Raw genomic sequence first — 25210 nt, 5'->3', positions numbered from 1 at the left:
ATGGGAAAGACCTTAACAGAGCATTTACAAAAGCTGAAAGACCAGCAACGAGGGATCTTTGTCCCGTATATCATGGCAGGAGATCATGAAAAAGGCTTAGCAGGTTTGCAGGAAACCATCCAATTTTTGGAAGATCTTGGTGTCTCAGCCATTGAAGTTGGCATACCTTTTTCAGATCCAGTGGCAGATGGCCCTGTGATTGAAGAGGCAGGATTACGAAGTTTAGCCCATGGGACGACGACAGAGGAACTGGTGCAAACGATCCAGCACATAGAGACAACTGTTCCTTTGGTCATCATGACCTATTTCAATCCCTTGTTCCAATATGGCCTTGAAAACTTCTTTAGAGATTTAGACGGAACAGCGGTCAAGGGAGTGATTATTGCGGATCTTCCTCATGAGCATGCGGATCTGGTAGAGCCTCTGTTAGCGGATAAAGACATCGCTTTGGTGCCGCTAGTGAGTCTGACCACAGGAATCGAGCGCCAGAAGAAATTGATCCAAGATGCAGAAGGATTTATCTATGCTGTTGCTGTCAACGGAGTGACGGGGAAAACTGGTAGCTATCGAGACGATCTGGACCACCACTTGGCCCAATTACACGAAATAGCTTCGATTCCTGTATTAACAGGTTTTGGAGTTTCCAGCATGGAGGATGTTCACCGTTTCAACAAGGTCTCAGATGGGGTTATTGTGGGATCCAAAATCGTTAAGGCTCTCCACCAAGGGGAGACAGACGCCGTCGCTCATTTCATTTCTCAAGCAGTGAAGGGCTAGCCAGTCTAATCTATTTGTAATCGGCTCGATTCTCCTAGATCAAGCTCTTTGTCTACTATTTTAAACATTCCCCTCGTTTGTCTTTACAAACGAGGGTTTCTCGATACAATAGAGATAGTAATAAGAAACGAGGAGAAGAGAATGATAACCCTTGAAGAGATTGATCAAGTCGTCCAGTCAGGCCCTTTTGAGCCAAGCTGGGACTCTCTTAGCCATCAAGTTTGTCCAGACTGGTATCGGGATGCCAAATTTGGAATGTTTATCCACTGGGGCGTCTACAGTGTTCCTGCCTTCGGTTCGGAGTGGTATTCGCGAAATATGTATATCCAAGGGAATCCTTGCTATGACTATCATCGAGAGCATTTTGGAGATCAGGTGAGCTTTGGCTACAAGGATCTCATCCCTCTTTTTACAGCAGATCGATTTGATCCGGCATTTTGGCTCGATCTCTTTCAAAAAGCGGGAGCTCACTATCTTTTCCCAGTAGCTGAGCACCATGATGGTTTTCAAATGTATGCTTCGAGTCTCTCTCCTTATAATAGCTTAGAAATGGGGCCAAGACGAGATGTCCTAGGAGAGCTACGGGAGGAAGCAGAAAAACGTGGCCTCCACTTCTGTGCCTCCTCTCACCGGGCGGAGCACCAGTTTTTCTTTTCACATGGCAAGGAGTTTGCCAGTGATATTCCGCAAGAAGTGCCAAGAGACAGCCTTTATTGGCCAGCAGAGCCAGAACCGAAGGATCATTTTGATCTCACCTCCAAACCCTATCCAAGTGAAGAGTTTTTGGAAGACTGGCTCTTGCGGACTTGCGAACTGGTGCGGGACTACCAGCCAGAGCTTCTTTATTTTGACTGGTGGATCCAGCATGAGAGTTTCCGTCCCTACTTAATGCGCTTTTTGGCTTATTATTACAATCTAGCAGCACAAGAGGATCGCACGGTGGCTGTTTGTTACAAACAGGATGCCCTACCTTTTGGTTCAGGAATCGTCGAGATGGAGCGGGGAGGCTACGGGGAGACGCAAGCTTTTCCATGGCAAATGGATACCGCGATCGCCCGTAATTCTTGGTGCTATACCCAGAATTTAGCCTACAAGACCAGCAAGGAATTGTTGCAAAATTTAGTTGATGTTGTGGCAAAAAATGGCAATCTTCTGCTCAATATTGGACCCAAGGCAGATGGCACTATCCCTGAGCAAGACCAAGACATCCTTACAGAGATCGGGGACTGGCTGGCGGTAAATGGAGAAGCCATTTATCAGAGTCGGCCTTGGCGGGTGTCATCGGACGGACCGACCGAGGCCCAGGAAGGTTCCTTCTCAGATGGGGAAGCACCACGCTATACCAGCCAAGATTTCCGCTATACCACGCGTGAAGGCCTGCTTTATGCCATCCAGCTGGAACCTAGTAGGGTTAGAGAAGAGCTGACTTTGCCTTCTCTCGCCTATGATCTGAAACAACCTCGCATTCTCCATGCGCGCATTCAGCAGGTAGAGCTCCTTGGAGAAAGTGACTCTCTTTCTTGGAGCCAAGATGACCAAGGGCTCCACCTTCAGTTACCAACTTGTAGCCAAAAACAACCGCGTGTTTTGCGCCTTAGCTTTTAGTTTTCTTGAAGTTTTCTATAAGGAATCGTTTAGGTTTCTCTTGTATACTCTATTCATCAAATAAGAAATGAGGTACAGAAAATGAAAATCTCAGTCAATTATCCAAAACGCTTTAAGAAATTGCCACAACAAGGATCTTGTTACGGCGAATAAACAGGTCTTTTCATATTTCATAAGAAACTCCTAAAGAAGGCTCTACCCGAAAGGGTAGAGTTTTTATGTACCAGGGACCTTGTGATTCGTGGTATAATAGGCCTATGGAAAAAAAGAATAAATTGTTACTCATCGACGGGTCTTCCGTCGCATTTCGTGCCTTTTTCGCACTCTATCATCAAATTGATCGCTTCAAAAATGCCAATGGTCTGCATACCAATGCAGTCTACGGCTTCAATCTCATGTTGAGCCATCTCTTGGAGCGCATCCAACCAACCCATGTCCTCGTTGCCTTTGACGCAGGAAAAACGACCTTTCGGACGGAGATGTACGCCGACTACAAAGGGGGGCGGGCAAAGACACCGGATGAATTCCGCGAGCAGTTCCCTTTCATTCGGGAGCAATTAGACCATCTGGGAATTCGCCATTATGAACTAGCTCAGTATGAAGCGGATGATATTATTGGAACGCTGGACAAGTTGGCAGAAACCTCTGCGGTCCCATTTGATGTCACCATCGTTTCTGGAGATAAGGACTTGATCCAGCTGACAGATGACAATACGGTGGTTGAGATTTCCAAAAAAGGGGTGGCAGAGTTTGAAGCCTTTACCCCAGCCTATCTCAAAGAAAAGATGGGGCTGACACCCGAGCAATTCATCGACCTTAAGGCTTTGATGGGAGATAAGTCGGATAATATCCCGGGTGTTACCAAGATTGGAGAAAAAACAGGGATCAAACTACTCATAGAGTACGGTTCTCTCGACGGGCTCTACCAGCATATTGACGAGATGAAGGCTTCTAAGATGAAGGAAAACCTCATCAACGACAAGGAGCAGGCCTACCTGTCCAAGACCCTTGCGACCATCGATACCAATGCGCCCATTGAGATTGGTCTGGACGATATCACCTATACAGGTCCTCATCTAGAAAATCTAGCCAAGTTTTATGAGGAGATGGGCTTCAAGCAACTTCGCCAAGCCTTGGATCTCAGTGGGGAAGAAGTAGCTCCTGTAGCCATTGACTATACAGAAGTAGAGCAGGTTACTCCCGATATGCTCACAGAAGATAGTTTCTTCCATTTTGAGATGTTTGGGGACAATTACCATACAGAACCCATCATCGGTTTCGCATGGGGGACCAAAGGTCAGCTCTACGCGAGTACAGATACTGATCTTTTACAAACACCGATTTTCAAAGAATTTCTCGAAAAAACGCCCCTCAAGGTTTATGACTTCAAGCGGGCCAAGGTCCTGCTCAGCCACTTGGACATTACCCTTCAAAAGCCGGCTTTTGACAGTCGATTGGCTAAGTATCTCTTGTCGACCGTAGAGGACAATGAAATTTCAACCATTGCGAATCTCTATAGTCAGATTGCGTTGCCGCTGGACGAAGTCGTTTATGGCAAGGGAGCCAAAAAATCCATTCCAGAAAAGGCGGTCCTATTAGAGCATTTGGCACGAAAAGTCGCTGTTTTACTAGACACGGAAGAGCCCATGGTGGAGCAGTTACAAGCCCATGACCAACTAGATCTGCTCTATGATATGGAGCAACCACTAGCAGCTGTTTTGGCCAAGATGGAAATTGCAGGGATCAAGGTGGAACGCCAGACCCTCCAAGACATGCAGGTGGAAAACGAAGCAGTCTTGGAACGCTTGACCCAAGAAATCTACGAGTTGGCAGGAGAAGAGTTTAACATCAATTCTCCAAAACAATTGGGGGCCATCCTCTTTGAAAAATTGGAACTCCCTCTTGAATATACCAAAAAGACCAAAACCGGCTATTCAACAGCTGTTGATGTCTTGGAACGCCTGGCTCCCATCGCACCAATCGTGTCTAAGATTCTTGAATACCGCCAAATTGCTAAAATCCAATCGACCTATGTCATCGGTCTTCAAGACTGGATTTTGGAAGATGGGAAGATCCATACCCGCTATGTGCAGGATTTGACGCAGACAGGGCGCTTGTCCAGTGTGGATCCCAACCTGCAAAACATCCCTGTCCGTTTGGAACAAGGTCGTCTCATTCGCAAGGCTTTTGTTCCAGAAGAGGAAAACAGTGTCTTGTTGAGTTCAGACTATTCACAGATCGAATTACGCGTCTTGGCCCATATTTCAGGAGATGAGCATTTGATTGATGCTTTTAAACATGGGGCAGATATCCATACATCGACCGCTATGCGGGTCTTCAATATTGAAAAACCAGAAGATGTGACGCCGAATGACCGCCGCAATGCTAAAGCAGTAAACTTCGGTGTGGTTTATGGAATTTCCGACTTTGGACTGTCTAACAACCTAGGGATCAGTCGAAAAGAAGCCAAAGCCTATATTGAAACTTACTTCGAACGCTACCCTGGCATCAAGGACTATATGGAAAGAGTGGTACGGGAAGCGCGCGACAAAGGCTATGTAGAAACCCTCTTCAAGCGTCGCCGAGAAATTCCAGATATCAACTCTCGCAACTTCAATGTTCGAGGTTTTGCGGAGCGGACAGCAATCAACTCACCGATCCAAGGATCGGCAGCAGACATCTTGAAAATTGCTATGATCCACTTGGACCAAGCGCTAGAAGCAGGAGCCTACAAGACCAAGATGCTTCTTCAGGTGCACGATGAAATCGTTCTGCAAGTGCCAAGTGATGAATTGGCAGCAATCAAGGAACTCGTCAAAGAGACCATGGAATCCGCTATTGAGCTTGCGGTACCACTGGAAGCCGATGAGAATGCAGGCAAGACATGGTATGAGGCCAAATAAGATTGAGTTTATTCAAAATAGAAAGCGGTAGGAGACTTTTTAGTTTCCTACCGCTTTTAACGACAAACACTTGCAATGCCCTCCGGATTGTTATACTATTTAAAGAAAGGAAACGCATACAAAAGGAGATTCTTATGGCTTATTCATTTCGCAATCCTAGTGATGGCATTATCAAACATTACCTAGAAACCAGCAAGATCATCGCTGTAGTTGGATTATCTGATCGTGAAGACACGACCAGTCATCGTGTCAGCAAGGAGATGCAAGAGCGGGGCTATCGGATCATTCCCGTCAACCCCCGTGCAGCTGGTGGCCAGATCCTTGGGGAGACGGTGTATGCCAGCCTGCAGGAAATTCCATTCCCAGTAGATATCGTAGATGTTTACCGTCGCAGTGAATTTTTACCAGATGTGGCGCGTGACTTCATCGAGACAGACGCGAAGATTTTTTGGGCACAATTGGAGCTGGAAAATCAAGAAGCAGAAGAAATCCTTCGTGGAGCCGGTCGCGAAGATATCGTCATGAACCGCTGTATCAAACGGGAACACACCCGACTGATCTTAGGAGACTCCCTATACGGTTTATAAATGATAAACAATTGACATAGAAGAAAACCCCAGCTTGTGGGGTTTTCTTCTTGCTCTCATTCAGTTTCATGGCTTGGATGGCCTGTAAAATGGCGTGGCCCTTGTTTGATCTGTTTGATTTGATCGTAAAATGCAATTTGGCAGTTGATAAAGTATGGCATGGTGTAAAAACCGATGACATCGCGCGTGAAGTAATTCAGGAAGTGCCAGCCGATCAAAGTGAGATCGAGCACCAAGCGATTGCTGCGGAAGCCTTTCATGGTTTCACGACTTTGGCGAAGCACTCCAAAGGCTCCTTTGAAGTCACTGTCTCGCAGCTGTTCATAAAGAATCAACTCGACAAGACTGAAACTGTAGTATTGAGGAAGGTAAAAGAGGAGGCCCAGAAGCCCAAGGGCAATACCGATTGTCATTAAGGGGATTTGTTGCATCATCGCTTGAAATTGAGGGCTCGTCGTACTTAGACTGCTTGGATCACTAACTTTATCATAGATTGCTAAAAACCGAATGCTCGCATAAGTACTAACGAGGCCACCTGCATAGAGAAGAATCCCCCATACAAAGAGGATCACTTGCTTAAGAAGCAAAGTCAGAAAAACCGGTGTGAAGCGATCTTGCTTAAAGATATCAAGGACCCGTGTCCGGTGTTCAATCTTGGGATTGATGGTATCCAGATAGCTAAAGGTTGCCCCCACTACAAGAATAGAAATAATAAAGGAGGCAACAGTAGGAAAGAGTTGTAGCTGTATCATGTAGATAATGGCTTGCTGCAAGGTCATATCCGGTAGCAGATCGATCAGATTTTGCCCGTTCAAGAAAAAGTTGGCAAGAATGGTCAAGAGAACTGGCAGAGCAAAAAGAATCGCTAAGCCCGGTTGCTGGACTTGCATGGTGCGGGCCCGAAGGCGAATTAGTTTTAGGTTCATAGATCACACTCTCTTCATAGTAGTACTTTTTATTATAACACAAGTCCGTGACAGAGCCGGTAAAATTTGGTACAATCGTACAGGTGCTCACAGGAGATCCTGTGACAGGAATAAGAAGGCTGGGACTGTTTTTCCCAGTACGGAGGTAACCATGACAGATTCACCGATTCAATATCGATTAATCAAAAAAGAAAAGCATACAGGTGCTCGTCTGGGAGAAATTATCACCCCTCACGGGACCTTCCCAACCCCAATGTTTATGCCTGTAGGGACTCAGGCAACCGTTAAGACCCAATCGCCAGAAGAGCTCAAGGAGATGGGTTCCGGAATTATCTTGGCCAACACCTACCATCTCTGGCTTCGTCCCGGGGATGACTTAGTCGCAAAAGCGGGTGGTCTGCACCAGTTCATGAACTGGGATCAGCCGATTTTGACAGATAGTGGAGGCTTCCAGGTCTATTCATTAGCGGATACTCGCAATATCACCGAAGAAGGGGTGACCTTTAAAAACCACCTCAACGGCTCGAAGATGTTCCTCTCTCCAGAAAAGGCCATCTCCATCCAAAACAATCTAGGAAGCGACATCATGATGTCCTTTGATGAATGTCCCCAGTTCTATCAACCCTATGATTATGTGAAAAAATCGATCGAACGGACCAGTCGTTGGGCAGAACGGGGTCTTAAGGCTCACCGTCGTCCTCATGATCAAGGCCTTTTCGGGATTGTCCAAGGAGCTGGATTCGAAGACTTGCGCCGTCAGTCTGCGCGTGATCTGGTCAGTATGGATTTCCCTGGCTACTCCATCGGTGGGTTAGCTGTTGGAGAAAGCCATGAAGAGATGAATGCGGTGCTTGATTTCACAACTCCGCTCTTGCCAGAGAACAAGCCTCGCTACCTCATGGGAGTGGGAGCACCGGACAGTCTGATCGATGGCGTCATCCGTGGAGTGGATATGTTTGACTGTGTCTTGCCAACGCGGATTGCGCGAAATGGTACCTGCATGACCAGTCAAGGACGCTTGGTGGTGAAAAATGCGCAATTTGCAGAAGACTTTACACCGCTGGATCACGAATGTGATTGCTACACTTGTAAAAACTACACCCGAGCTTATCTTCGCCACCTCCTCAAGGCAGATGAGACCTTCGGGATTCGCTTGACCAGCTACCACAATCTCTATTTCTTGATCAATCTTATGAAACAGGTTCGTCAAGCCATTATGGATGACAACCTCTTGGAGTTCCGTGAGCATTTCATTGAAAAATATGGCTATAACAAGTCAGGACGGAATTTCTAGGATGGATCGTGAAAGACTACTGGACTCCTTGGTAAAAAAGATTCAATCGGGAGAATTACGAACGCTTGGGATCTACGGTCATGGTGGATCAGGAAAAACAACCTTTACCAAAGCGCTCTGTGAACGATTGGATCTCGCGATAGTAAACCTTTTGGAGACAGATCCTTATATCATTGGCTCTTCTAGAGACCTCGTAGTTCCTAAAGATCATCCGAATCAAAAAGTAACGGCTTGTCTGTCAAGTGCTCACGAATTGGCTAGTTTAGAACGAGATATTCAAGCACTTCAAGCGGGAATGGATATCCGAACGATTGATCAGCCATGGTCTCCAAGCCACATATTATCTGGGAACAAGTCTATTCTCATCGTAGAAGGGATGTCAGTGGCTTTTTTACCCAAGTCTTTGTTTGATCAAACCATTTGTTTTTACACAGATGATCATACGGAGCTGGAAAGACGATTAAGCAGAGACGTCGCCCAACGAAATCGAGAAATTGACTTCATCTATCGAACCCACCAGATCAGACGAGAACAATACCATCAGTACTACCAACCGATGGAAGGTGAAGCGGATATCCTAGTCAATACATCACAAGATCAGTTTCGTATTGAAAAAGAATAGAAAGTTCTACGAAAAGTAGAACTTTTTTCTATATAATAGCAACTTTTTTAGCCGGCCTTCCTTTTCGAAAACACTTTCATTAAAAAAACCAAAAAAATCTTCTCAAATCCCTTGCATTGGGCCTTTGTTTGTGTTAAACTACTATGGTGCTGTGAAAAACAGCTATTAGCTTTGATGCAAGAGGTTGCGACACGCTCGGTTGCATTGCCACGCAACTCGCGTCGGTTTTCTTGTGGAGCTAGCCTATTATCTTAAATAGACGAAAAGGAGAAAAAGATGGCAAACAAAAAAATCCGCATCCGTTTGAAAGCGTACGAACACCGTACACTCGACACAGCGGCTGCAAAAATCGTAGAATCAGCTACTCGTACAGGTGCACAAGTTGCGGGTCCAATCCCACTTCCAACTGAACGTAGCCTCTACACAATCATTCGTGCGACTCACAAATACAAAGATTCTCGCGAACAATTCGAAATGCGTACACACAAACGTTTGATCGATATCATCAACCCAACTCAAAAAACAGTTGACGCTTTGATGAAATTGGATCTTCCAAGTGGTGTAAACGTAGAAATCAAACTTTAATCTAAAGCTTGATCCAGAGCATAAAAAACGCTCGTTAAAAACTTTTTGAATAAAAAAACTATAGAAAAGGAACTATTTTCTCATGACAAAAGGAATCTTAGGGAAAAAAGTGGGAATGACTCAAATCTTCACTGAAGCTGGCGAATTGATCCCTGTAACAGTTATCGAAGCAACTCCAAACGTTGTTCTTCAAGTTAAAACTGTTGAAACAGATGGTTACAACGCTATCCAAGTTGGTTTCGATGACAAACGCGAAGTATTGAGCAACAAACCTGCTAAAGGACATGTAGCAAAAGCTAACACGGCTCCTAAGCGCTTCATTCGTGAATTCAAAAACGTTGAAGGCTTGGAAGTTGGTGCTGAAATCACAGTTGACACTTTCGAAGCTGGGGACATTGTTGATGTAACTGGTACTTCTAAAGGTAAAGGTTTCCAAGGTGTTATCAAACGCCACGGACAATCACGTGGACCTATGGCTCACGGTTCTCGTTACCACCGTCGTCCAGGTTCTATGGGACCTGTTGCACCTAACCGCGTATTCAAAGGTAAAAACCTTGCAGGACGTATGGGTGGCGATCGTGTAACGATTCAAAACCTTGAAGTTGTACAAGTTGTTCCAGAAAAGAACGTTATCCTTATCAAAGGTAACGTACCAGGTGCTAAGAAATCTCTTATCACGATCAAGTCAGCAGTTAAAGCTGGTAAATAATAAGGAAAGGGGAATACAGTCAAAATGGCAAATGTAACATTATTCGACCAAACTGGTAAACAAGCGGGCGAAGTTGTTCTTAACGATGCGATCTTTGGTATCGAACCAAACCAAGCAGTTGTATTTGATGTGATCATCAGCCAACGTGCTAGCCTTCGTCAAGGAACTCACGCAGTTAAAAACCGTTCAGCCGTTTCAGGTGGCGGACGCAAACCATGGCGTCAAAAAGGAACTGGACGTGCTCGTCAAGGTTCTATCCGCTCTCCACAATGGCGTGGTGGTGGAATCGTCTTCGGACCAACTCCACGTAGCTATGCGTACAAACTTCCTCAAAAAGTTCGTCGCCTTGCGCTTAAATCTGTTTACTCAGAAAAAGTTGCTGAAAACAAATTTGTAGCCGTTGATTCTCTTGAATTTACAGCTCCAAAAACTGCTGAATTTGCAAAAGTTCTTGCAGCTTTGAGCATCGATTCTAAAGTCCTTGTTATTCTTGAAGAAGGAAACGAATTCGCAGCTCTTTCAGCTCGTAACCTTCCAAACGTGAAAGTTGCGACTGCTACAACTGCAAGTGTTCTTGACATCGCAAATAGTGACAAACTTCTTGTTACTCAAGCAGCTATCTCTAAAATCGAGGAGGTTCTTGCATAATGAATTTGTATGATGTTATCAAAAAACCTGTTATCACTGAAAAGTCAATGGCTCAACTTGAAGCAGGCAAATATGTATTCGAAGTTGACACTCGCGCTCACAAACTTTTGATCAAACAAGCTGTTGAAGCTGCGTTTGAAGGTGTAAAAGTTGCGAATGTGAACACTGTAAACGTAAAACCTAAAGCAAAACGCGTTGGACGTTACACTGGTTTTACTTCAAAAACTAAAAAAGCTATCATCACGCTTGCAGCTGATTCTAAAGCAATCGAGTTGTTTGCTACTGAAGCTGAATAATCTAAGGAGGAAATATCGTGGGAATTCGTGTTTATAAACCAACAACAAACGGTCGCCGTAATATGACTTCTTTGGATTTCGCTGAAATCACAACAAACACACCTGAGAAAACTTTGCTTGTTTCTCTTAACAACAAAGCAGGTCGTAACAACAACGGTCGTATCACTGTTCGTCACCAAGGTGGTGGACACAAACGTCATTACCGTTTGATCGATTTCAAACGTAACAAAGATGCAGTTGAAGCAGTTGTTAAAACGATCGAGTACGATCCAAACCGCTCAGCTAACATCGCGCTTGTACACTACACTGACGGTGTGAAAGCTTACATCATCGCCCCTAAAGGTCTTGAAGTAGGTCAACGCATTGTATCTGGACCAGAAGCAGATATCAAAGTAGGAAACGCTCTTCCGCTTGCTAACATCCCAGTTGGTACTTTGATCCACAACATCGAATTGAAACCTGGTAAAGGTGGAGAATTGGTACGTGCTGCTGGAGCTTCTGCTCAAGTATTGGGTTCTGAAGGTAAATATGTACTAGTTCGTCTTCAATCAGGCGAAGTCCGTATGATTCTTGGAACTTGTCGTGCTACAGTTGGTGTTGTCGGAAACGAACAACATGGACTTGTAAACCTTGGTAAAGCGGGACGTAACCGCTGGAAAGGTGTTCGCCCTACAGTTCGCGGTTCTGTAATGAACCCGAATGATCACCCACACGGTGGTGGTGAAGGTAAAGCACCAGTTGGACGTAAAGCGCCATCTACTCCTTGGGGTAAACCTGCGCTTGGTCTTAAAACTCGTAACAAGAAAGCGAAATCTGACAAACTTATCGTTCGTCGTCGCAACCAAAAATAATCATAAGCAACTAGCTTACACTTTCCGCCAGCTCGGTAGCGCTGCTTAGCAGCGCAAGCCGCTGTGGTACTAAATTTTAAAGGAGAAAATTACAAAATGGGACGTAGTCTTAAAAAAGGACCTTTCGTCGATGAGCATTTGATGAAAAAAGTTGAAGCTCAAGCAAACGACGAAAAGAAAAAAGTAATTAAAACTTGGTCACGTCGTTCAACGATCTTCCCAAGTTTCATCGGATACACTATCGCTGTTTATGATGGACGTAAACATGTACCTGTTTACATCCAAGAAGACATGGTAGGTCACAAGCTTGGTGAATTTGCACCAACTCGTACTTACAAAGGTCACGCGGCAGACGACAAGAAGACACGTAGAAAATAAGGAGAACATAAATGGCAGAAATTACTTCAGCTAAAGCAATGGCTCGTACAGTGCGTGTTTCACCTCGTAAATCACGTCTTGTTCTTGACAACATCCGTGGTAAAAGCGTAGCCGATGCCATCGCTATTTTGACATTCACACCAAACAAAGCTGCAGAGATCATCCTTAAAGTGTTGAACTCAGCAGTAGCAAACGCTGAAAACAACTTTGGTTTGGAAAAAGCTAACTTGGTAGTATCTGAAGCATTCGCAAACGAAGGACCAACAATGAAACGTTTCCGTCCACGTGCGAAAGGTTCAGCTTCACCAATCAACAAACGTACAGCTCACATCACAGTAGCTGTTGCAGAAAAATAAGGAGGTAAACTCGTGGGTCAAAAAGTACATCCAATTGGTATGCGTGTTGGTATCATCCGTGATTGGGATGCCAAATGGTATGCTGAAAAAGAATACGCGGATTACCTTCATGAAGATCTTGCAATCCGTAAATTCATTCAAAAAGAATTGGCTGACGCAGCCGTTTCAACTATTGAAATCGAACGCGCAGTAAACAAAGTTAACGTTTCTCTTCACACTGCTAAACCAGGTATGGTGATTGGTAAAGGTGGAGCAAACGTTGATGCACTTCGTGCAGCTCTTAACAAATTGACTGGTAAACAAGTACACATCAACATCATTGAGATCAAACGTCCTGACTTGGATGCTCACCTTGTTGGTGAAGGAATTGCTCGTCAATTGGAACAACGTGTTGCTTTCCGTCGTGCACAAAAACAAGCGATCCAACGTGCGATGCGTGCTGGAGCTAAAGGAATCAAAACTCAAGTATCAGGTCGTTTGAACGGTGCAGATATTGCCCGTGCAGAAGGATACTCTGAAGGAACTGTTCCACTTCACACACTTCGCGCTGATATCGATTACGCTTGGGAAGAAGCAGACACTACTTACGGTAAACTTGGTGTTAAAGTATGGATCTACCGTGGTGAAGTTCTTCCAGCTCGTAAAGACGCTAAAGGAGGTAAATAACCAATGTTAGTACCTAAACGTGTAAAACACCGTCGCGAATTCCGTGGTAAAATGCGCGGTGAAGCAAAAGGTGGAAAAGAAGTAGCATTCGGTGAATACGGTCTTCAAGCTACAACTAGCCACTGGATCACAAACCGTCAAATCGAAGCTGCTCGTATCGCCATGACTCGTTACATGAAACGTGGTGGTAAAGTTTGGATTAAGATTTTCCCACACAAATCATACACCGCTAAAGCTATCGGGGTACGTATGGGATCTGGTAAAGGGGCTCCTGAAGGTTGGGTAGCACCAGTTAAACGTGGTAAAGTGATGTTCGAAATCGCTGGTGTATCTGAAGAGATCGCACGCGAAGCACTTCGTCTTGCTAGCCACAAATTGCCAGTTAAAACTAAATTTGTGAAACGTGAAGCAGAATAAGGAGAGGTCATGAAACTTACAGAAGTAAAAGAATTTGTTAAAGAACTTCGTGGTCTTTCTCAAGAAGAACTCGCGAAGCGTGAAAATGAATTGAAGAAAGAATTGTTTGAACTTCGTTTCCAAGCGGCTGCTGGTCAATTGGAACAAACTGCACGTTTGAAAGAAGTGAAAAAACAAATCGCTCGTATCAAAACTGTTCAATCAGAAGCTAAATAATAGACTAGGGAAGGAGAATTTCAATGGAACGCAATAATCGTAAAGTTCTTGTTGGGCGCGTTGTGTCTGACAAAATGGACAAAACAATCACAGTTGTAGTTGAAACGAAACGGAACCACCCAGTCTATGGTAAACGTATCAACTATTCTAAAAAATACAAAGCTCATGATGAAAACAATGTTGCTAAAGAAGGCGATATCGTTCGTATCATGGAAACTCGTCCGCTTTCAGCTACAAAACGCTTCCGTCTTGTAGAAGTCGTTGAAGAAGCGGTCATCATCTAATCATACCTGAAAGGAGAAAACGTAAATGATTCAAACAGAAACTCGTTTGAAAGTCGCTGACAACAGTGGCGCACGCGAAATCTTGACCATCAAAGTTCTTGGTGGTTCAAAACGTAAATTCGCGAGCATCGGAGATGTAATCGTTGCATCTGTAAAACAAGCTACTCCTGGTGGTGCGGTTAAGAAAGGTGACGTTGTAAAAGCTGTTATCGTTCGTACTAAATCAGGTGCTCGTCGTAAAGATGGTTCATACATCAAATTCGACGAAAATGCAGCAGTGATCATCCGTGACGATAAAACTCCTCGCGGAACACGTATCTTTGGCCCAGTTGCACGTGAATTGCGTGACGGTGGTTTCATGAAGATCGTATCACTTGCTCCAGAAGTACTTTAATCAATAAGAAAACAAACACAGTCCCCTGGCTAAGCCAGGGTGCCCATTGGGCGTAAGAATAAAAGGAGAAAGAAATGTTTGTAAAAAAAGGCGACAAAGTTCGCGTTATCGCTGGTAAAGACAAAGGCGTAGAAGCTGTTGTTCTTACTGCTCTTCCAAAAGTAAATAAAGTTGTTGTAGAAGGTGTAAACATCATCAAGAAACACCAACGTCCAAATAACGAAAACCCTCAAGGTGCAATCGTTGAAAAAGAAGCTCCAATTCATGCTTCTAACGTTCAAGTTTTGGACAAAAACGGTGTTGCTGGACGTGTTGGCTACAAGTTTGTAGACGGCAAAAAAGTTCGCTACAACAAAAAATCAGGCGAAGTGCTTGACTAATCACGAAGGAAAGGAGAAGTATAATGGCTAATCGTTTAAAAGAAAAATACCTTAATGAAGTAGTACCATCATTGACTGAACAGTTCAACTATTCATCAGTTATGGCTGTGCCAAAAGTTGATAAAATCGTTTTGAACATGGGTGTTGGTGATGCAGTATCAAATGCTAAAAACCTTGAAAAAGCTGCTGAAGAGCTTGCTTTGATCTCAGGTCAAAAACCATTGATCACTAAGGCTAAAAAATCAATCGCCGGCTTCCGTCTTCGTGAAGGTGTTGCGATCGGTGCAAAAGTTACCCTTCGTGGTGAACGTATGTACGAATTCTTGGATAAATTGGTAACAGTTTCACTTCCACGTGTGCGTGACTTCCATGGTGTTCCAACAAAATCATTTGATGGACGTGGAAACTACACACTTGGTGTGAAAGAACAATTGATCTTCCCAGAAATCAACTTTGATGACGTTGACAAAACTCGTGGTTTGGACATCGTTATCGTAACAACTGCTAACACTGACGAAGAGTCACGTGCATTGCTTACAGGCCTTGGAATGCCTTTTGCAAAATAATATAGGAGGTAAATCTAATGGCTAAAAAATCTATGATTGCTAAGAACAAACGCCCAGCGAAGTTCTCTACTCAAGCATACACTCGCTGTGAACGTTGTGGACGTCCACACTCAGTTTACCGCAAGTTTAAACTTTGCCGTGTTTGCTTCCGTGAATTGGCATACAAAGGTCAAATCCCTGGTGTAACAAAAGCATCTTGGTAATTCTAGCATTCAATTCCGTCGTGATTCGTCGTTATCTGCTTTTGCCTAACTCAAGTTATGCCTGCAAGCAGATGCCTAGACTCACTTAGGAATTGAAACCTAGAAACATATTCTGAGCCCAGCTCAATCATTAACTAGCAAGTGCAACTTGCAAACTACTAGTAAGAGGAGAAATTATAATGGTTATGACTGACCCAATCGCAGACTTCCTTACACGTATTCGTAACGCTAACCAAGCAAAACACGAAGTACTTGAAGTACCTGCATCAAACATCAAAAAAGGGATTGCTGAAATCCTTAAACGCGAAGGTTTTGTAAAAAACGTTGAATTCATCGAAGATGACAAACAAGGCATCATCCGTGTATTCTTGAAATACGGACAAAACGGTGAAAAAGTTATCACAAACTTGAAACGTGTATCTAAACCAGGTTTGCGTGTTTACAAAAAACGTGAAGATCTTCCAAAAGTTCTTAACGGACTTGGAATTGCTATCCTTTCAACCTCTGAAGGTTTGCTTACTGATAAAGAAGCACGCCAAAAGAACGTTGGTGGGGAAGTTATCGCTTACGTTTGGTAATATCAAGATACAAAGCTCGTAAAGAACAAAGCAAAATTAGGAAGTTGGAGCAGTTTGTTTACAAACAAACCAACTTATCTATTTTGCACAGTTCTTAGAGCGTGTTCAGTTCAGCTGATGAACGAATTTAGTATCTGATTTAATGAATGAACTAATTGAACACGGGCTAAAGTCTGTGTGAAAAAGATAAACTTTCCTAGAAACTCCAGTTTCTTCGTCAAGTTTTCTATTTTCACTTTGACTTTATAACGCCCTCTGTATCTTAGTTCCCCGTGAAAACTGGCCTTCAAAGGCCTGACAATTTAACAGGAGAATATAAAACATGTCACGTATTGGTAATAAAGTTATCGTGTTGCCTGCTGGTGTTGAACTCACTAACAATGACAACGTTGTAACTGTAAAAGGACCTAAAGGAGAACTTACTCGTACGTTCTCAAAAGATATTGAAATCCGTGTGGAAGGTACTGAAGTAACACTTCACCGTCCAAACGATTCAAAAGAAATGAAAACAATCCATGGAACAACTCGTGCTCTTTTGCACAACATGGTTGTTGGAGTATCTGAAGGATTCAAGAAAGAACTTGAAATGCGCGGGGTTGGATACCGTGCACAACTTCAAGGATCTAAACTTGTCTTGGCTGTTGGTAAATCTCATCCAGACGAAGTTGAAGCTCCAGAAGGAATTACTTTTGAACTTCCAAACCCAACAACAATCGTTGTTCACGGAATTTCAAAAGAAGTAGTTGGTCAAACAGCTGCTTATGTACGTAGCCTTCGTTCACCTGAACCATACAAAGGTAAAGGGATCCGTTATGTTGGTGAATACGTTCGCCGCAAAGAAGGTAAAACAGGTAAATAATGTAGTTTGGTTGTTTTTCAACCAACCTTCATCTTACCAACTCAGTGCTTAGCACATGATTTTAAAATTAAGAGGTGAAAATTGTGATTTCGAAACCAGATAAAAACAAAATCCGTCAAAAACGCCACCGTCGCGTTCGCGGAAAACTCTCTGGAACTGCTGATCGCCCACGTTTGAACGTATTCCGTTCTAATACAGGCATCTACGCTCAAGTAATTGATGACGTAGCGGGTGTAACGCTCGCAAGCGCTTCAACTCTTGACAAAGAAGTTTCAAAAGGAACTAAAACTGAACAAGCCGTTGTTGTCGGCAAACTTGTTGCTGAACGTGCAGTTGCTAAAGGTATTTCTGAAGTGGTGTTCGACCGCGGTGGATATCTATATCACGGACGTGTTAAAGCTTTGGCTGATGCAGCTCGTGAAAACGGATTGAAATTCTAATAGGAGGACACTAGAAAATGGCATTTAAAGATAATGCAGTTGAACTTGAAGAACGCGTAGTTGCCATCAACCGTGTAACAAAAGTTGTTAAAGGTGGACGTCGTCTTCGTTTCGCAGCTCTTGTAGTTGTTGGTGACCGTAATGGCCGTGTTGGATTTGGTACTGGTAAAGCTCAAGAAGTTCCAGAAGCAATCCGTAAGGCTGTTGAAGATGCTAAGAAAAACTTGATCGAAGTTCCTATGGTTGGAACAACAATTCCACACGAAGTTACATCAGTATTTGGTGGAGCTCGTGTATTGTTGAAACCAGCTATCGAAGGGGCTGGGGTTGCTGCAGGTGGAGCAGTTCGTGCCGTTGTCGAATTGGCAGGTATTGCAGATGTTACATCTAAATCACTTGGATCAAATACTCCAATCAACATCGTTCGTGCAACTGTTAACGGTTTAGCACAATTGAAACGCGCTGATGAAGTTGCTGCCCTTCGTGGTATTTCAGTTTCTGACTTGGCTTAAGAAAGGAGATTCAAATGGCTCAAATTAAAATTACTTTGACTAAGTCTCCAATCGGACGCATCCCGTCACAACGTAAAACTGTTGTAGCACTTGGACTTGGCAAATTGAACAGCTCTGTTATTAAAGAAGATAATCCAGCAGTACGTGGTATGATCACTGCTGTATCTCACTTGGTAACAGTTGAAGAAGTAAAATAATCTATTTAAAATAGAAACAAAGTTTTCAGGGGTATGAGAATTTTCTCATCCCCTAAAACTAAATATAAGTATAGGCGAGTTTGTAGTTAGGACACCTTTTCCTGATTACATGCGTTAGCAATTTACAAAAGAGGAGAAAATAAATAATGAAACTTCATGAATTACAACCTGCTACAGGTTCACGTAAAGTCCGCAACCGTGTTGGTCGTGGTACTTCATCTGGTAACGGTAAAACTTCTGGCCGTGGTCAAAAAGGTCAAAAAGCTCGTAGCGGTGGCGGTGTACGCCTTGGTTTTGAAGGTGGACAAACTCCATTGTTCCGTCGTCTTCCAAAACGTGGATTTACAAATATCAACGCTAAAGAATATGCTATTGTGAACCTTGATCAATTGAACGCCTTTGAAGATGGTGCTGAAGTAACTCCAGTAGTACTTGTAGAATCAGGAATTGTAAAAGCTGAAAAATCAGGTATCAAAATTCTTGGTAACGGAGAATTGACTAAGAAGTTGACTGTTAAAGCGGCTAAATTCTCTAAATCAGCTGAAGAAGCTATCACTGCTAAAGGTGGTTCAGTTGAAGTCATCTAAGTGAGGTGACCTATGTTTTTTAAATTATTAAAAGATGCATTTAAGGTGAAACAAGTTCGGTCGAAGATTTTATTTACTATCTTCATCATTCTTGTTTTCCGCATTGGAACCACGATTACAGTGCCTGGTGTAAATGCGAAGATTCTGAACAACCTTCAAGATGTGTCCTTCTTGAACATGCTCAGTTTGGTTTCTGGGAATGCCATGAGGAACTTCTCGGTTTTCGCATTAGGGGTTAGCCCATACATCACAGCTTCGATCGTCGTGCAACTTTTGCAAATGGATCTGTTACCTAAGTTTGTTGAATGGGGCAAACAAGGGGAAGTTGGTCGTAGAAAGCTCAACCAAGCAACACGCTATATTTCTTTGGTTCTAGCATTTGTTCAATCCATTGGGATTACAGCTACCTTCCACACTTTGTCTCAGGCGAAATTAGTCGCAACTCCAAATACTAAGACCTATTTGTTAATCGGTGCGATTCTGACAACCGGTTCCATGATTGTGACTTGGCTTGGAGAACAAATCACAGATAAAGGGTACGGAAATGGTGTTTCAATGATTATCTTTGCGGGGATTGTGTCATCAATTCCTGAGATGATTAAAGAAATCTATGAAAATGCATTTGTGAACGTTCGTTCTGGTCAAATGACTAATTCCCTCATTTTTGTTGGGGTATTAATCCTTGCTGTCTTGATTATTGTTTACTTTACAACCTTTGTAGAGCAAGCAGAATACAAGATTCCAGTCCAATATACAAAGATTGCGCAAGGAGCTCCATCAAGTTCTTACCTTCCTTTGAAAGTGAACCCGGCAGGAGTGATTCCTGTCATCTTCGCTAGTTCGATTACAGCAGCACCTGCTGCAATTTTCCAAGTGATTAGCGCTATGGGTTATAATGCAGGATGGGTGAAAACAGCTCAAGCCATGTTGGCTACAAACACACCAACTGGTGTGGCCATGTATGCCTTATTGATCATTCTCTTCACCTTCTTCTACACGTTTGTTCAGATCAATCCTGAAAAAACGGCAGAAAACCTTCAAAAGAGTGGTGCCTATATCCCAGGCGTTCGTCCTGGTAAGGGGACAGAAGAGTTTATGTCTCGTTTGCTACGTCGTTTGGCAAGCGTCGGATCAGTATTCCTCGGCTTTATTACCATCATTCCAATATTAGCCCGAGATTTATTTGGTTTGACAGATGCAGTTGCTCTTGGAGGAACTAGTTTGTTAATCATTATTTCGACAGGTATTGAGGGAATGAAACAACTAGAAGGCTACTTATTAAAACGTAAGTATGTCGGATTTATGGACACAACAACAGAATAGAATAAGGTTGACTTTGTCAGCCTTCTATTTTGTTTTTAAATGGAAATAGGAATTCGCTCCTGCTTCCATTTAAAAACAAAATAAGGAGGATTCATCATGAATCTTTTAATTATGGGGTTGCCTGGAGCAGGTAAAGGAACTCAAGCGGCTAAAATCGTTGAAGAGTTTCACGTAGCGCATATCTCTACCGGCGATATGTTCCGCGCAGCAATGGCTAACCAAACTGAAATGGGTGTATTGGCAAAATCATTCATCGACAAAGGTGAATTGGTGCCAGATGATGTGACAAACGGGATTGTAAAAGAACGTTTGGCTCAAGACGATATTAAGGAAAAAGGATTCCTTTTGGATGGTTTTCCTCGCACGATCGAACAAGCTCATGCTTTGGATCAAATCTTGGTTGATCTTGGTTTGGAGCTTGAGGGAGTAATCAATATCGAAGTGGATCCATCTTGCCTTCTTGAACGCTTGAGTGGTCGTATTATTCACCGCGAAACAGGTGAAACTTACCATAAAGTATTCAACCCACCAGCTGACTACAAGGAAGAAGACTATTACCAACGTGAAGATGACAAACCAGAAACCGTGAAACGCCGCTTGGATGTGAATATTGCTCAAGGTGAGCCGATTCTTGCTCATTATCGTGGAAAAGGATTGGTACATGATATTGAAGGAAATCAAGACATCAACGACGTCTTCAAAGATATCCAAAAAGTCTTAGAGAATTTGAAATAAAAACGTTTTAGTCACTTGCAATATTTGACAACAAGTGTTACAATTAGTTAGTCTGACTTATAATTGTTACCTCTGTGCTCAGAGGAATGAATCGAAATTTATGGAGGTACTTTTGCGTGGCAAAAGACGATGTGATTGAAGTAGAAGGCAAAGTAGTCGATACAATGCCGAATGCTATGTTTACGGTTGAACTTGAAAATGGACATCAGATTTTAGCAACAGTTTCTGGTAAAATTCGTAAAAACTATATTCGTATTTTAGCGGGAGATCGTGTTACAGTGGAGATGAGTCCGTACGATTTGACACGTGGACGTATCACATACCGCTTTAAATAATCGAAAAACTTGGAGGGATAAAAATGAAAGTAAGACCATCGGTCAAACCAATTTGCGAATACTGTAAAGTAATTCGTCGTAATGGTCGTGTTATGGTAATTTGCCCAGCAAATCCAAAACACAAACAACGTCAAGGATAAGATAGAAAGGAGAAAACATGGCTCGTATTGCTGGAGTTGACATTCCAAATGACAAACGTGTAGTAATTTCATTGACTTATGTGTACGGTATCGGACTTCCAACATCTAAGAAAATCCTTGCTGCTGCAGGCATTTCTGAAGATATTCGTGTTCGCGATCTTACACCAGATCAAGAAGATGCTATCCGTCGTGAAGTTGACGCAATCAAAGTTGAAGGTGACCTTCGTCGTGAAGTAAACTTGAACATCAAACGCTTGATGGAAATCGGTTCATACCGTGGTATCCGTCACCGTCGTGGACTTCCAGTTCGTGGACAAAACACTAAAAACAATGCTCGCACTCGTAAAGGTAAAGCTGTTGCGATTGCAGGTAAGAAAAAATAAAATAAAATAAGGAGGTAAAAATCTTGGCTAAACCAACACGTAAACGTCGTGTGAAAAAGAATATCGAATCTGGTATTGCTCATATTCACGCTACATTTAACAACACAATTGTTATGATTACTGATGTGCATGGTAACGCAATCGCTTGGTCATCTGCAGGTGCACTTGGGTTTAAAGGTTCTCGTAAATCTACACCATTTGCTGCTCAAATGGCATCAGAAGCTGCTGCAAAAGCTGCTCAAGAACACGGACTTAAATCTGTTGAAGTAACTGTTAAAGGTCCTGGTTCAGGTCGTGAGTCTGCTATTCGTGCACTTGCTGCTGCTGGTCTTGAAGTAACCGCAATCCGCGATGTAACTCCTGTACCACACAATGGTGCTCGTCCTCCAAAACGTCGCCGTGTATAATCATCAACAATTACACAGCTTTTCGTTTAAGAGGGAGTATAGCAAATGATTGAGTTTGAAAAACCAAATATAACAAAAATTGATGAAAATAAAGATTATGGCGTGTTTGTCGTAGAACCACTTGAACGTGGCTATGGTACAACACTTGGAAACTCACTTCGTCGTGTACTTCTGGCTTCACTTCCAGGTGCAGCTGTTACTTCAATCAACATTGAAGGTGTACTCCACGAATTTGATACCGTTCCAGGAGTCCGTGAAGACGTTATGCAAATTATTCTTAACGTTAAAGGAATTGCCGTTAAATCTTACGTCCAAGACGAAAAGATTATTGAACTTGATGTAGAAGGACCTGCAGAAGTAACTGCTGGGGATATTCTTACTGATAGTGACATCGAAATTGTAAACCCTGATCATTATCTATTTACAATCGGAGAAGGAGCATCTTTGAAAGCAACGCTTACTGTAAACAGTGGACGTGGCTATGTTCCAGCTGATCAAAACAAAAAAGATGATGCACCAGTGGGAACACTTGCTGTAGATTCAATCTATACGCCAGTGACTAAAGTCAATTACCAAGTTGAACCAGCACGCGTTGGTAGCAACGATGGCTTTGACAAGCTAACCCTTGAAATTTTGACAAATGGGACAATCATTCCAGAAGATGCCTTAGGTTTGTCTGCTCGTATTTTGACAGAACACCTAAATCTATTCACAAACTTAACTGAAATTGCTATTGCAACAGATGTTATGAAAGAAGTGGATACAACTTCTGATGATCGCATTTTAGAACGTACGATCGAAGAATTAGATCTTTCAGTTCGTTCGTATAACTGTTTGAAACGCGCTGGCATTAATACTGTTTATGATTTAACTGAAAAATCAGAAGCAGAAATGATGAAAGTTCGTAACTTGGGACGTAAGAGTCTTGAAGAAGTTAAAATCAAACTTGCCGACTTAGGCCTTGGGTTGAAAAACGATAAATAGAGGAGGAATACATGGCTTACCGTAAACTAGGACGCACTAGCTCACAACGTAAAGCGATGCTTCGCGATTTGACTACAGATCTTATCATCAATGAAGCAATTGTAACAACTGAAGCACGTGCGAAAGAAATCCGTAAATCAGTTGAAAAAATGATTACTTTGGGTAAACGTGGTGATTTGCATGCACGTCGTCAAGCTGCTGCATTCGTACGTAACGAAGTTGCATCACAAAACTTTGATGAAGAAACAGGTAAATACTCAGAAACAACTGCACTTCAAAAATTGTTCTCTGAATTAGCACCTCGTTATGCTGAGCGCAATGGTGGATATACTCGTATCCTTAAAACTGAACCACGTCGTGGTGATGCTGCGCCAATGGCTATCATCGAATTGGTATAATATCATCAATTTTGTTGAGTGTTATGATGATGGAATACACTGTTATTCTTAGTCTAGCTCTGGTCTACCGCTGGGGGATTTTCCCCAGCGGGAACACTCATCATATTGAATGAATGGTAGACGCTTGTTTACGAAATTGCTTTAACTTAAAACAATTTCGTAAGCAGGCGTTTTGTCTTGCTTTTCATGAGTAGTCGAGAATAGCAAAAAATGATATAATGGAACCCATATCTCTAATAGAAGAAAAAAGGTTCAATGACAAAACAACAAGCAATTAAATTACTAAAAGAGAAGTACCTCAGTAATATGAAAGACGATTCTGAGCTCTTTGTCGGAGTCGAATTAGAGTTTCCGATTGTAGAAATAAATGGAAATAAAACCAATATAGAAGTTACGAAAAATCTATTTCGAACCTTAGCAAACTTATCAGATTTTGAAGTCGAAAAAATAGATGACGATCAAAATCCAATTCAATTGGTTCACTGCTCTTCCAAGGATCGTATTCTATTCGAGTTAAGTTACAATACAATTGAATTTGCATTTGAAAAGGCTCATTCTATAGATGAGGTGGCAGAACGCTTTGAAGCCTATTTAAAGATCATTCAACCGATTTTACAAGAAGGTCACCACGAAATTCAAGGGCATGGGATCCATCCTCAGTGGCAAGAAAATGATAATAGTCCAGTAAAAATCGAACGATACAAGATGTTAATGGCTTTCCTTGCCATGAATGGTACAGGAATGAAAACACACCCCTATCCTTCGTACGGAGCATTTATATGTGGAAACCAGGTTCAATTGGATGTAAGGCGTGATAACTATATTCGGATCATCAATGCATTTAATAAAATTGAAGCGGCAAAAGCATATTTGTTTTCTAACTCAGAATTTTCAGCAGAGGCTTGGGATACAAACATTGCCAGAGATATTTTCTGGGAAGAATCCTTACATGGCTATTATAAGGAAAATGTAGGGATTTATCCTAAGGACTACCAAAACGAAGAAGAGTTTTTCAATAATCTCGCTAGAACGGCTATTTTTACGGCAACTAGAGAGGGGAAATCGTATTATTTTAAACCAATTCGAGTGGAGGACTATCTAGATCAAAAAGATATTACAGCCTATACGGCTGATGGAAATGAGAAAATCATTAATCCTGTAAAAGAAGATCTAAAACAACATCGAAGTTACCAATTTCAGGATCTAACTGCTCGTGGTACTGTGGAATTTAGAAGTGTTTGTACACAACCATTAGAAACAACCTTTGCCCCGATAGCTTTTGAGCTAGGCTTATTTGTAGAGTTAGAAAAACTGGAAAACTATTTAGAAGATTGTTCATTTTTTAAAAATGAAGAAGAAGACTATAGAAAACTTAGAAAGAAATATTCAAAAAAAATTCTAAGCAATAAAGAAGAAGAAACCATCCAATCCTTTTCAAAAGATCTGATAGACATAGCTAGAGCAGGTTTAATCAAAAGAGGCTACGGAGAAGAAAAATTTCTCATCATCAACAAAAAACTGAACGGTTAGAAAAGCCTTTTATTACAGGCTTTTTTTCATAACTTCAAAAAAACTTTCAAAAAAACAAAATTTTTTTTAAAAAAGTGTTGACAGTTAGTGTAGGACATGATATACTAATATAGTTGTCGCGAGAGAGCGACAAAGACCT

The 25210-nt window shown here is 42.4% G+C and carries 37 protein-coding genes; 36 read left to right on the top strand and 1 reads right to left on the bottom strand.

Annotation, left to right across the window (positions count from 1 at the left end):
- The 4 genes from trpA (at window position 1) to JX304_RS08000 (ending at window position 5872) form a co-directional block, all read left to right on the top strand.
- Window positions 1–777 (top strand): tryptophan synthase subunit alpha, encoded by a 777-nt coding sequence (gene trpA, locus JX304_RS08015; protein WP_205012003.1) that lies wholly within the window; start codon window positions 1–3, stop codon window positions 775–777.
- 141 nt (window positions 778–918) lie between these two features.
- Window positions 919–2382 (top strand): alpha-L-fucosidase, encoded by a 1464-nt coding sequence (locus JX304_RS08010; protein WP_205012002.1) that lies wholly within the window; start codon window positions 919–921, stop codon window positions 2380–2382.
- Window positions 2383–2639: 257 nt separating this feature from the next.
- On the top strand, window positions 2640–5285 hold the full coding sequence (gene polA, locus JX304_RS08005) for a DNA polymerase I (protein WP_205012001.1): 2646 nt from the start codon (window positions 2640–2642) through the stop codon (window positions 5283–5285).
- A gap of 134 nt (window positions 5286–5419) precedes the next feature.
- A complete protein-coding gene (locus JX304_RS08000) occupies window positions 5420–5872 on the top strand; it encodes a CoA-binding protein (protein ID WP_021154247.1) in 453 nt (150 codons plus the stop codon).
- Window positions 5873–5928: 56 nt separating this feature from the next.
- Here JX304_RS08000 and JX304_RS07995 read toward each other — a convergent pair whose 3' ends face one another.
- Window positions 5929–6798 (bottom strand): DUF975 family protein, encoded by an 870-nt coding sequence (locus tag JX304_RS07995; RefSeq protein ID WP_205012000.1) that lies wholly within the window; start codon window positions 6796–6798, stop codon window positions 5929–5931.
- 151 nt (window positions 6799–6949) lie between these two features.
- Here JX304_RS07995 and tgt point away from each other — a divergent pair, with 151 nt between their 5' ends.
- From tgt to JX304_RS07835, 32 genes are all read left to right on the top strand, one after another.
- Window positions 6950–8092 (top strand): tRNA guanosine(34) transglycosylase Tgt, encoded by a 1143-nt coding sequence (gene tgt, locus JX304_RS07990; RefSeq protein ID WP_205011999.1) that lies wholly within the window; start codon window positions 6950–6952, stop codon window positions 8090–8092.
- A 1-nt stretch (window position 8093) separates the two neighbouring features.
- A complete protein-coding gene (locus JX304_RS07985; protein ID WP_205011998.1) occupies window positions 8094–8714 on the top strand; it encodes a uridine kinase family protein in 621 nt (206 codons plus the stop codon).
- 276 nt (window positions 8715–8990) lie between these two features.
- The gene (rpsJ, locus tag JX304_RS07980; RefSeq protein ID WP_003009585.1) at window positions 8991–9299 is read left to right on the top strand and encodes a 30S ribosomal protein S10; all 309 of its coding nucleotides are present in this window, start codon (window positions 8991–8993) and stop codon (window positions 9297–9299) included.
- 82 nt (window positions 9300–9381) lie between these two features.
- The gene (gene rplC / locus JX304_RS07975; protein WP_003010846.1) at window positions 9382–10008 is read left to right on the top strand and encodes a 50S ribosomal protein L3; all 627 of its coding nucleotides are present in this window, start codon (window positions 9382–9384) and stop codon (window positions 10006–10008) included.
- A gap of 24 nt (window positions 10009–10032) precedes the next feature.
- Window positions 10033–10656: a 50S ribosomal protein L4 gene (gene rplD / locus JX304_RS07970; protein ID WP_003009591.1), complete on the top strand. Its 624-nt coding sequence runs from the start codon at window positions 10033–10035 to the stop codon at window positions 10654–10656.
- Entirely contained in the window at window positions 10656–10952 is a 297-nt protein-coding gene (locus JX304_RS07965) for a 50S ribosomal protein L23 (protein ID WP_003009593.1), read from the top strand. The genes rplD and JX304_RS07965 overlap by 1 nt, the downstream gene beginning before the upstream one ends.
- 17 nt (window positions 10953–10969) lie before the next feature.
- Window positions 10970–11803, top strand: a complete 834-nt coding sequence (rplB, locus tag JX304_RS07960; RefSeq protein WP_205011997.1) for a 50S ribosomal protein L2 — start codon at window positions 10970–10972, stop codon at window positions 11801–11803.
- A gap of 96 nt (window positions 11804–11899) precedes the next feature.
- Window positions 11900–12181, top strand: a complete 282-nt coding sequence (gene rpsS / locus JX304_RS07955; protein WP_000533766.1) for a 30S ribosomal protein S19 — start codon at window positions 11900–11902, stop codon at window positions 12179–12181.
- An 11-nt stretch (window positions 12182–12192) separates the two neighbouring features.
- Window positions 12193–12537 (top strand): 50S ribosomal protein L22, encoded by a 345-nt coding sequence (rplV, locus tag JX304_RS07950; RefSeq protein ID WP_054378379.1) that lies wholly within the window; start codon window positions 12193–12195, stop codon window positions 12535–12537.
- Between the two features lie 12 nt (window positions 12538–12549).
- Window positions 12550–13203, top strand: coding sequence for a 30S ribosomal protein S3 (gene rpsC, locus JX304_RS07945; protein ID WP_003002336.1), 654 nt, complete (start codon window positions 12550–12552; stop codon window positions 13201–13203).
- A gap of 3 nt (window positions 13204–13206) precedes the next feature.
- Complete coding sequence (gene rplP, locus JX304_RS07940; protein ID WP_000960947.1) at window positions 13207–13620, top strand: 50S ribosomal protein L16; 414 nt, start codon at window positions 13207–13209, stop codon at window positions 13618–13620.
- A 9-nt stretch (window positions 13621–13629) separates the two neighbouring features.
- Window positions 13630–13836, top strand: coding sequence for a 50S ribosomal protein L29 (gene rpmC, locus JX304_RS07935; protein WP_187539622.1), 207 nt, complete (start codon window positions 13630–13632; stop codon window positions 13834–13836).
- Window positions 13837–13859: 23 nt separating this feature from the next.
- Window positions 13860–14120, top strand: a complete 261-nt coding sequence (gene rpsQ, locus JX304_RS07930; protein ID WP_000440801.1) for a 30S ribosomal protein S17 — start codon at window positions 13860–13862, stop codon at window positions 14118–14120.
- Between the two features lie 25 nt (window positions 14121–14145).
- Window positions 14146–14514, top strand: coding sequence for a 50S ribosomal protein L14 (gene rplN, locus JX304_RS07925; RefSeq protein ID WP_003002384.1), 369 nt, complete (start codon window positions 14146–14148; stop codon window positions 14512–14514).
- Between the two features lie 74 nt (window positions 14515–14588).
- Complete coding sequence (gene rplX / locus JX304_RS07920) at window positions 14589–14894, top strand: 50S ribosomal protein L24 (protein ID WP_003002315.1); 306 nt, start codon at window positions 14589–14591, stop codon at window positions 14892–14894.
- Between the two features lie 23 nt (window positions 14895–14917).
- On the top strand, window positions 14918–15460 hold the full coding sequence (gene rplE / locus JX304_RS07915; protein ID WP_003009606.1) for a 50S ribosomal protein L5: 543 nt from the start codon (window positions 14918–14920) through the stop codon (window positions 15458–15460).
- A 17-nt stretch (window positions 15461–15477) separates the two neighbouring features.
- Window positions 15478–15663 (top strand): type Z 30S ribosomal protein S14, encoded by a 186-nt coding sequence (locus JX304_RS07910; RefSeq protein ID WP_001085699.1) that lies wholly within the window; start codon window positions 15478–15480, stop codon window positions 15661–15663.
- A gap of 179 nt (window positions 15664–15842) precedes the next feature.
- Window positions 15843–16241, top strand: coding sequence for a 30S ribosomal protein S8 (rpsH, locus tag JX304_RS07905; RefSeq protein ID WP_003010897.1), 399 nt, complete (start codon window positions 15843–15845; stop codon window positions 16239–16241).
- Window positions 16242–16563: 322 nt separating this feature from the next.
- Window positions 16564–17100, top strand: a complete 537-nt coding sequence (gene rplF / locus JX304_RS07900; RefSeq protein WP_205011996.1) for a 50S ribosomal protein L6 — start codon at window positions 16564–16566, stop codon at window positions 17098–17100.
- Between the two features lie 83 nt (window positions 17101–17183).
- Entirely contained in the window at window positions 17184–17540 is a 357-nt protein-coding gene (gene rplR, locus JX304_RS07895) for a 50S ribosomal protein L18 (protein WP_003010871.1), read from the top strand.
- A 17-nt stretch (window positions 17541–17557) separates the two neighbouring features.
- Window positions 17558–18052, top strand: a complete 495-nt coding sequence (gene rpsE, locus JX304_RS07890) for a 30S ribosomal protein S5 (protein ID WP_003009617.1) — start codon at window positions 17558–17560, stop codon at window positions 18050–18052.
- Window positions 18053–18066: 14 nt separating this feature from the next.
- A complete protein-coding gene (rpmD, locus tag JX304_RS07885; RefSeq protein ID WP_002894509.1) occupies window positions 18067–18249 on the top strand; it encodes a 50S ribosomal protein L30 in 183 nt (60 codons plus the stop codon).
- A 146-nt stretch (window positions 18250–18395) separates the two neighbouring features.
- The gene (rplO, locus tag JX304_RS07880) at window positions 18396–18836 is read left to right on the top strand and encodes a 50S ribosomal protein L15 (protein ID WP_003002405.1); all 441 of its coding nucleotides are present in this window, start codon (window positions 18396–18398) and stop codon (window positions 18834–18836) included.
- A 12-nt stretch (window positions 18837–18848) separates the two neighbouring features.
- Entirely contained in the window at window positions 18849–20159 is a 1311-nt protein-coding gene (gene secY, locus JX304_RS07875; RefSeq protein ID WP_205011995.1) for a preprotein translocase subunit SecY, read from the top strand.
- Window positions 20160–20255: 96 nt separating this feature from the next.
- Window positions 20256–20894 carry an adenylate kinase gene (locus tag JX304_RS07870; protein WP_009732030.1) on the top strand — a complete coding sequence of 213 codons (639 nt, stop codon included), beginning with the start codon at window positions 20256–20258 and terminating at the stop codon, window positions 20892–20894.
- Window positions 20895–21010: 116 nt separating this feature from the next.
- On the top strand, window positions 21011–21229 hold the full coding sequence (infA, locus tag JX304_RS07865) for a translation initiation factor IF-1 (protein ID WP_001029883.1): 219 nt from the start codon (window positions 21011–21013) through the stop codon (window positions 21227–21229).
- A gap of 23 nt (window positions 21230–21252) precedes the next feature.
- Window positions 21253–21369 (top strand): 50S ribosomal protein L36, encoded by a 117-nt coding sequence (gene rpmJ, locus JX304_RS07860; protein ID WP_001808836.1) that lies wholly within the window; start codon window positions 21253–21255, stop codon window positions 21367–21369.
- Window positions 21370–21386: 17 nt separating this feature from the next.
- Entirely contained in the window at window positions 21387–21752 is a 366-nt protein-coding gene (gene rpsM, locus JX304_RS07855; protein ID WP_205011994.1) for a 30S ribosomal protein S13, read from the top strand.
- A gap of 23 nt (window positions 21753–21775) precedes the next feature.
- Entirely contained in the window at window positions 21776–22159 is a 384-nt protein-coding gene (gene rpsK / locus JX304_RS07850) for a 30S ribosomal protein S11 (RefSeq protein WP_003002390.1), read from the top strand.
- Between the two features lie 45 nt (window positions 22160–22204).
- Window positions 22205–23143, top strand: a complete 939-nt coding sequence (locus tag JX304_RS07845; protein WP_003009635.1) for a DNA-directed RNA polymerase subunit alpha — start codon at window positions 22205–22207, stop codon at window positions 23141–23143.
- 11 nt (window positions 23144–23154) lie between these two features.
- The gene (gene rplQ, locus JX304_RS07840; RefSeq protein WP_003002399.1) at window positions 23155–23541 is read left to right on the top strand and encodes a 50S ribosomal protein L17; all 387 of its coding nucleotides are present in this window, start codon (window positions 23155–23157) and stop codon (window positions 23539–23541) included.
- Window positions 23542–23796: 255 nt separating this feature from the next.
- Window positions 23797–25071 (top strand): gamma-glutamylcysteine synthetase, encoded by a 1275-nt coding sequence (locus tag JX304_RS07835; protein ID WP_205011993.1) that lies wholly within the window; start codon window positions 23797–23799, stop codon window positions 25069–25071.
- Window positions 25072–25210 lie beyond the last annotated feature (139 nt).

The organism is Streptococcus parasanguinis, assembly GCF_901875555.1.
In the GTDB taxonomy this organism is placed as follows: domain Bacteria; phylum Bacillota; class Bacilli; order Lactobacillales; family Streptococcaceae; genus Streptococcus; species Streptococcus parasanguinis_H.
The sequence above is the reverse complement of the archived record's forward strand: the minus strand, read 5'-3'. Positions and strand labels throughout refer to the sequence as shown.

Excerpts from the sequence above, each read along its gene's own strand:
- trpA (WP_205012003.1), top strand. The coding sequence starts at position 1 with ATGGGAAAGACCTTAACAGAGCATTTACAAAAGCTGAAAGACCAGCAA.
- JX304_RS08010 (WP_205012002.1), top strand. The coding sequence starts at position 919 with ATGATAACCCTTGAAGAGATTGATCAAGTCGTCCAGTCAGGCCCTTTT.
- polA (WP_205012001.1), top strand. The coding sequence starts at position 2,640 with ATGGAAAAAAAGAATAAATTGTTACTCATCGACGGGTCTTCCGTCGCA.
- JX304_RS08000 (WP_021154247.1), top strand. The coding sequence starts at position 5,420 with ATGGCTTATTCATTTCGCAATCCTAGTGATGGCATTATCAAACATTAC.
- JX304_RS07995 (WP_205012000.1), bottom strand. The coding sequence starts at position 6,798 with ATGAACCTAAAACTAATTCGCCTTCGGGCCCGCACCATGCAAGTCCAG.
- tgt (WP_205011999.1), top strand. The coding sequence starts at position 6,950 with ATGACAGATTCACCGATTCAATATCGATTAATCAAAAAAGAAAAGCAT.
- JX304_RS07985 (WP_205011998.1), top strand. The coding sequence starts at position 8,094 with ATGGATCGTGAAAGACTACTGGACTCCTTGGTAAAAAAGATTCAATCG.
- rpsJ (WP_003009585.1), top strand. The coding sequence starts at position 8,991 with ATGGCAAACAAAAAAATCCGCATCCGTTTGAAAGCGTACGAACACCGT.
- rplC (WP_003010846.1), top strand. The coding sequence starts at position 9,382 with ATGACAAAAGGAATCTTAGGGAAAAAAGTGGGAATGACTCAAATCTTC.
- rplD (WP_003009591.1), top strand. The coding sequence starts at position 10,033 with ATGGCAAATGTAACATTATTCGACCAAACTGGTAAACAAGCGGGCGAA.
- JX304_RS07965 (WP_003009593.1), top strand. The coding sequence starts at position 10,656 with ATGAATTTGTATGATGTTATCAAAAAACCTGTTATCACTGAAAAGTCA.
- rpsS (WP_000533766.1), top strand. The coding sequence starts at position 11,900 with ATGGGACGTAGTCTTAAAAAAGGACCTTTCGTCGATGAGCATTTGATG.
- rplV (WP_054378379.1), top strand. The coding sequence starts at position 12,193 with ATGGCAGAAATTACTTCAGCTAAAGCAATGGCTCGTACAGTGCGTGTT.
- rplP (WP_000960947.1), top strand. The coding sequence starts at position 13,207 with ATGTTAGTACCTAAACGTGTAAAACACCGTCGCGAATTCCGTGGTAAA.
- rpmC (WP_187539622.1), top strand. The coding sequence starts at position 13,630 with ATGAAACTTACAGAAGTAAAAGAATTTGTTAAAGAACTTCGTGGTCTT.
- rpsQ (WP_000440801.1), top strand. The coding sequence starts at position 13,860 with ATGGAACGCAATAATCGTAAAGTTCTTGTTGGGCGCGTTGTGTCTGAC.
- rplN (WP_003002384.1), top strand. The coding sequence starts at position 14,146 with ATGATTCAAACAGAAACTCGTTTGAAAGTCGCTGACAACAGTGGCGCA.
- rplX (WP_003002315.1), top strand. The coding sequence starts at position 14,589 with ATGTTTGTAAAAAAAGGCGACAAAGTTCGCGTTATCGCTGGTAAAGAC.
- rplE (WP_003009606.1), top strand. The coding sequence starts at position 14,918 with ATGGCTAATCGTTTAAAAGAAAAATACCTTAATGAAGTAGTACCATCA.
- JX304_RS07910 (WP_001085699.1), top strand. The coding sequence starts at position 15,478 with ATGGCTAAAAAATCTATGATTGCTAAGAACAAACGCCCAGCGAAGTTC.
- rpsH (WP_003010897.1), top strand. The coding sequence starts at position 15,843 with ATGGTTATGACTGACCCAATCGCAGACTTCCTTACACGTATTCGTAAC.
- rplF (WP_205011996.1), top strand. The coding sequence starts at position 16,564 with ATGTCACGTATTGGTAATAAAGTTATCGTGTTGCCTGCTGGTGTTGAA.
- rpsE (WP_003009617.1), top strand. The coding sequence starts at position 17,558 with ATGGCATTTAAAGATAATGCAGTTGAACTTGAAGAACGCGTAGTTGCC.
- rpmD (WP_002894509.1), top strand. The coding sequence starts at position 18,067 with ATGGCTCAAATTAAAATTACTTTGACTAAGTCTCCAATCGGACGCATC.
- rplO (WP_003002405.1), top strand. The coding sequence starts at position 18,396 with ATGAAACTTCATGAATTACAACCTGCTACAGGTTCACGTAAAGTCCGC.
- secY (WP_205011995.1), top strand. The coding sequence starts at position 18,849 with ATGTTTTTTAAATTATTAAAAGATGCATTTAAGGTGAAACAAGTTCGG.
- JX304_RS07870 (WP_009732030.1), top strand. The coding sequence starts at position 20,256 with ATGAATCTTTTAATTATGGGGTTGCCTGGAGCAGGTAAAGGAACTCAA.
- rpmJ (WP_001808836.1), top strand. The coding sequence starts at position 21,253 with ATGAAAGTAAGACCATCGGTCAAACCAATTTGCGAATACTGTAAAGTA.
- rpsM (WP_205011994.1), top strand. The coding sequence starts at position 21,387 with ATGGCTCGTATTGCTGGAGTTGACATTCCAAATGACAAACGTGTAGTA.
- JX304_RS07845 (WP_003009635.1), top strand. The coding sequence starts at position 22,205 with ATGATTGAGTTTGAAAAACCAAATATAACAAAAATTGATGAAAATAAA.
- rplQ (WP_003002399.1), top strand. The coding sequence starts at position 23,155 with ATGGCTTACCGTAAACTAGGACGCACTAGCTCACAACGTAAAGCGATG.
- JX304_RS07835 (WP_205011993.1), top strand. The coding sequence starts at position 23,797 with ATGACAAAACAACAAGCAATTAAATTACTAAAAGAGAAGTACCTCAGT.